Origin of the sequence: Peptoniphilus sp. HCN-40583 (genome assembly GCF_037892835.1) — a bacterium.
Taxonomy (GTDB): domain Bacteria; phylum Bacillota; class Clostridia; order Tissierellales; family Peptoniphilaceae; genus Aedoeadaptatus; species Aedoeadaptatus rachelemmaiella.
Genome location: NZ_JBBKBU010000051.1, coordinates 1 through 2,910, shown reverse-complemented (window position 1 = coordinate 2,910; position 2,910 = coordinate 1). Strand labels below are relative to the sequence as shown.

Annotated in this window: 2 protein-coding genes; both read right to left on the bottom strand. The window is 51.5% G+C overall.

The window, feature by feature from the left end; genetic code table 11:
• Positions 1-130 precede the first annotated feature (130 nt).
• A complete protein-coding gene (locus tag WKT05_RS10515) occupies positions 131-1,234 on the bottom strand; it encodes a hypothetical protein (protein ID WP_340414052.1) in 1,104 nt (367 codons plus the stop codon).
• Positions 1,224-2,879, bottom strand: coding sequence for a B12-binding domain-containing radical SAM protein (locus WKT05_RS10510; RefSeq protein ID WP_340414051.1), 1,656 nt, complete (start codon positions 2,877-2,879; stop codon positions 1,224-1,226). Before WKT05_RS10510 ends, WKT05_RS10515 begins: the two co-directional genes overlap by 11 nt.
• Between the last annotated feature and the right edge of the window lie 31 nt (positions 2,880-2,910).

Sequence of the window (2,910 nt, the reverse complement as noted above, 5' to 3'; positions counted from 1 at the left end):
TATCGGCGACTTTTGTCAACCTATTTTTTGAACTTTTTCTCTCGCGAGTGTCGTTCGCTCAAAAAGGTAAGTTATATTATACGCAGGTCCCTTTTTCTTGTCAATATGATTTTTACATCTCTTTTCCACATTATTTACTCGAATCCGCAAGCTTTCGCGTTTGCTCGATAAGGGCCCAAACATCGGGATCCGATGCCAGTTGGTATGCTTTTTCGAAGTCATTCAGAGCTTCTGAAAACGCCTCTTCTCGATAGTGAAGAATGCCGCGGTTCATGTAGGCCGTGCGATTGTCACTTTCTCTCCCTATAAGTTTCGACAAGATGTCCACCGCTTCTTTCTCACGACCTACGGCGGCCAGGGCAATGGCCAGATCGTTTTCGATTTCGCCGTCCTCGCCGTGGGATGCCGCATCCTTCAGAAAGGCAATGGCTTTGTCCATGTCTCTCAATCCGTAGTAGGCCATGCCGAGAATGTGGGCACAGGTGGCCGGCTCCGTGTATTGGGAATCGAGGGATTGAATGGTGCGTATGGCATCTTCGTATTTGCCGTAGTGCAAATAGGTCTTCGCTCCGTCGATGGCCGCAGGCTCCTCCGCCCGCTCTAGGGCCCGACGCATTTGTTCTTTCAAGAGATCGTCTTCGGCCAGGGTAAGGGCTTTTTCGTCGTAGAACTTTGCCTTAATGTATAGGGCTTGGGCTTCGTAAAGGCGGCCGAGGGCGGCGTAGGCTTCGGCGCAGTTTCCATCTTCCTCGATAATGGCTTCGTAGCGTTGGGTGATTTCTTTTAAGAGATCACTGAGGTCTTCGCCCTTCTGAAAATGTTGGTTGTAGATGCCTTCCATGGCGTAGGTGGTCTCCAGGCGATCGTTTATGTTTCCCCGCACGCACTCTTTGGCTCGGGCCATTAAATAGATGGATTCGGTCTCTTGCCCTTTCAGTGCCTGTGCCAACTGCTGATCCATGGCGCGGATGGCGTCTTCTTCGTTTTCCTTTAAAAATTTCAGATAGATGTCGGCGTAGGGGAATCCCGGATCCAAGGCGACGACGACGCACAGGGCGGTAAATATATGGCGGTAATCCATGGTTCCGTCGTTTTTTTGTGCTTTGATTTCCCGCACCAGGTCTTTTTGCAACATGGGAATGGGGGCGCCATCCAGTATTTTCTCCCGCCCGGGAATCTGTTCCAGAAAGCCGATGGCATCGTACCAGTCGCTTAAGTATTTCTTACTGTCCATGGTCCTTCCTTTCATCCTTATGGTGTTTGTATTTTCCGTTTTCGTAATAGAGGTAGCGCACGCGGCCGGGCAAGTGGATGCCCCGCACGTGTTTCGACGCTTTGAGGGGGTCCCGCCCCGGGACGAGGGCCGGATTGTTTTTCAGGTAGTCTACGACGGATTGACGATCCACCTCGGGATCTTCGACAGGCAAAACGCCGCCGATGTATCGATTTTCCGCAAAGTAGAAATCTTCCTTTAAGGCCGAATACATGGCCTCATCTAACAAGCCTTCTTCTTTCAAAAATTCGTAGAGAAAGCGATACTTGCCTTCGCGATTTTTAAGCGGCATTCGGTGAATGGTTTCCTCCAATTTTCGGGCCATGGCCATGTAAAACTCCGAGGGACGCAGGCCGCGCTTTTTGACTTCGGCTTTCACGGCGAGAAAGGCATCTTCGTCGTAGTAATTTTCGACGATGGTCGCAAAATTTTTAAGCAAGAACACTTCGTTTCCGTCTAAAACATCGGTGCGGATCACCTCATAAGGCGGCCGGTCGTCGTAGACAATGTGAAATTCTTCGGCCCGCCGGCGCAGTTCCGTGCCACGGAGCAATTTTAAAAAGCCGATTTGAATCTTTTTCGCCCCGAGAGGCACGACCCGATCAAAGCCATGAAGAAAGCTCTCCATGTCTTCTCCCGGAAGGCCCACGATGAGATCCACGTGAATGTGCACCTTCTCCCGGTCGATCATGTCCATGGCGCGCTTCATTTTCACCAGATTCGTGCTTCGATGGATGCGGCGGTTCACTTCAGGATTTACCGATTGGATCCCCGCTTCGATTTGAAAGCGCCCGGCAGGGGCAGCGTTAATGACTTCCGCCACATCGGGGGTCATGTGTTCCAAATTCATTTCAAAGTGGATGCACATACCCTCCGGCGCTTCGTCGATAAAGAAGCGCAGAATTTCTTTGGTACGCTCGGGGCGAATGTGAAAAGAGCGATCCACAAATTTCACCAGCTTGGTCCCCGTCTGAAAGATTGGACGCATATGGCTTTTGATTTCATCCACGCTTCGGTAGCGCACCACATCGTCTTCGGAAGACAAACAGTAGCTGCAATGGTACGGGCATCCCCGCATGGATTCGTAGTAGACGATGCGGTGGTTCAAGTTTTCCTCTTCGTAGCCGGCGGGAAGGCCCTCCATAGAAAAGGGAACCGACACGGGGCTCGCCTGAATTTTATCGCCCCATCGGTACACAAGCCCCGCCACTTCATCTGCCGCAGATTCCCCGGCGAGATAGGCTAAAAAATCGTCGAAGCTCTCCTCCCCTTCGCCGCGCAAAATGCCGTCGACCCAGGTTGCCTCTTCCATGCGCTCCACGCTGTCGTAGGTAACTTCCGGACCGCCGACGTATTGTTTGATTTCGGGAAAGGCTTTGTTGATGTAGCGGCCCAGCATGTCGATCTGCGCCCAATTCCAAATATAGGCGGAGTAAAGGATCGCGTCGGGCCGCTCCCGAAGGATTTTCTGCAGCATAACGTCTTTTGATTCATTAATGGTCATTTCCAAAAGGCCTACGGACCGATTCGTAGACTCCCTAAGCAGGCGTACGGCCAGATTCGTGTGAACGTAGCTGGCGTTTAGAGCGACGAGTAAAGCGTTCATTCTTCCTCCATAAAAAAAGAGGCTTTCGCCT

What these genes read in the sequence shown, in the direction of transcription:
- WKT05_RS10515 (WP_340414052.1), bottom strand. Translation starts at nt 1,234, where the DNA reads ATGGACAGTAAGAAATACTTAAGCGACTGGTACGATGCCATCGGCTTT.
- WKT05_RS10510 (WP_340414051.1), bottom strand. Translation starts at nt 2,879, where the DNA reads ATGAACGCTTTACTCGTCGCTCTAAACGCCAGCTACGTTCACACGAAT.